We start from the raw sequence: 2,234 nt of genomic DNA, 5'->3' as shown, positions 1-2,234 counted from the left end.
CGGTAGGTTTTACCACAATTTAGTTGCCTTAGTACTTGTTGTCTAAAATCATCTGAGTATGCCATAGGGGTATTGTAGCATATTTTGGGTTCGGTTGGTATAAAAATCGCCTCCAAAAATGTCCGTAGGGCAGGCAGACGATTGGGCTTGCTTTTTAGCACTCGCTCCAAGCAATAGTCATAATCGGTAGAGGGTGGCAGTTTTTGGGTAGGGGCGGATGATGGGCTTTGGGCAAGCATGAGTTGCCCGAGCAGATGATAAGCCAGTTTTAGCTTGTCCGTATCAGATAAGGCGGACGCCAAATCAAGGACGGTGCGATAAGACATGGGAGTTTCCTTAAATCATGGGGCTGATAATGATGGCACTGATGGGTGATGAAGTTGGTTTATTGTATGACAAACACGGATAAATGAAAAGATCAGATAACAAAAAGCGGACATGTTGCCCGCTTTTTGTTTTTTTGTTTTTGGCATGATTAATGTTTGGGCGGTTCGCCAACACCTAAATACATCTCATCATTTTTGGCAAGGGTGGGATGGTCAGCGTCTTTGATGTTGGCACGCAAGACAAGATAGCCCACAATACCCGAGATAAGCGAACCTAAGATAATGCCCAAACGTGGGTCATAATCATCAGGAATGCCGCCAAAGGCAAGCCCCGAGATAAAGAGCGACATGGTAAAGCCGATACCGCAAAGCAGAGAGACGCCATAGATTTGCATGAAGTTTGTGCCTGTGGGCAGTTTGACCAAACCCATTTTGACGACCAAAAACACAGGAATTATCACGCCAAGCTGTTTACCAATAAACAGACCTAGGGCAATACCCATGGGTACGCCGTGCATGAGCTCGCCCATGTTAGTCCCCGCCAGAGAAATCCCTGCATTGGCAAAGGCAAATAGAGGTAAGATACCAAAGGCGACAGTATTGTGTAAATCGTGTTCTAGCTCTTCTAGGGGTGAATGCTCAGGGTCGGCGTTGTTTTTCAAAGGAATAAAAAATGCCAAAAGTACGCCTGCTAAGGTTGCATGCACGCCTGATTTTAACATGGCGGCCCATAGGATAAGCCCGATAAGCAGATAAGGCGTGAGACGGGTGACATTTAGGCGATTTAGTAGGAACAAAAAGGGCAAACACACCGCTGCCACGCCCAGTGATATCAATGATAATTCAGACGTGTAGAACAAGGCAATGATGATAATCGCCCCGATGTCATCAAAGATGGCAATGGATACCAAAAATACTTTTAAGGCATTAGGGACTTTGTTGCCGAGCAAGCTAAGCACGCCAATGGCAAAGGCAATGTCCGTGGCAGCAGGGATTGCCCAGCCTTTTAGAGCCTCAGCATCACCATAATTTAGTCCATAATAGACCAAAGCAGGGGCGACCATGCCACCGATGGCACAGATGGCAGGCAGGACGATTTGCTTGACATCGGACAGTTCACCTATCAAAGCCTCACGCTTTAATTCTAGCCCCACCAAAAAGAAAAAGACCGCCATCAGACCGTCATTAATCCAATGATGAGCGTCTTTGGCAATCTCAAATTGACCAATTTGCACCACGACAGGAGCATGAATAAAAGCATTATAAAGTTCAGATAAAGGTGAGTTTGCAACAATCATTGCAAGTACGGCAGCTAAGGCAAGGATGATGCCCCCAGCAGCTTCTAAGGCAAAAAAGGCTTTTATGCGACTCATCGACATGACTATCTTTTCCTATAAATATAAATGAAGGAACAAAACCTATAATTATAAAAATTAGTTATAAATAAAAATTAACCAATCTTGTGAATATATCACAAAAATTAATAATACGAAAGCAGTTTTGTGATTATTTGTGTAAGTTTTCTTTCTGTGGGTTTGCCAAATGCAAGTGCTGTAAGATGATATCCGTGCATATGGACTAGGTATTTGGATGATTAATCTGACGTCAAACTCGGGTTGTGACATCTATTAGTTTGTGAGTGACGATTAGGTATTTTCATGCAAATGATTATTTTTCCTATGTGGCGTACGTCTTTGATGTTGTCAATAAAAAATGACTATTTAAAAAGCAGGAAAACGTAGGCTGTGAATTTTCTATCAGACAAGTTTTTACGCTGAAAAATCATCTGTCGCTTAACTTGAGTGAACGTTAAGATTTTGCTTTTTAAATTGAGTGGCTAGATAATCGTTTTTATGAAAAAATTGATCAAATCATCAAATTTTTACTAAATTTTACCCCACTCTCAAC

At 42.3% G+C, this 2,234-nt stretch carries 2 protein-coding genes; both read right to left on the bottom strand.

The window, feature by feature from the left end:
* The coding region (locus tag B5J93_RS11260) for a hypothetical protein (protein ID WP_143823539.1) at positions 1-326 on the bottom strand (326 nt) is incomplete at its 3' end.
* Between the two features lie 149 nt (positions 327-475).
* Positions 476-1,705, bottom strand: a complete 1,230-nt coding sequence (gene nhaA, locus B5J93_RS11255; RefSeq protein WP_079326467.1) for a Na+/H+ antiporter NhaA — start codon at positions 1,703-1,705, stop codon at positions 476-478.
* Positions 1,706-2,234: the final 529 nt, after the last annotated feature.

This window comes from Moraxella equi (genome assembly GCF_002027555.1).
In the GTDB taxonomy this organism is placed as follows: domain Bacteria; phylum Pseudomonadota; class Gammaproteobacteria; order Pseudomonadales; family Moraxellaceae; genus Moraxella; species Moraxella equi.
Note: the sequence above shows the minus strand (reverse complement) of the source record. Positions and strands in the feature narration are given on the sequence as shown.

Excerpts from the sequence above, each read along its gene's own strand:
- nhaA (WP_079326467.1), bottom strand. The coding sequence starts at position 1,705 with ATGTCGATGAGTCGCATAAAAGCCTTTTTTGCCTTAGAAGCTGCTGGG.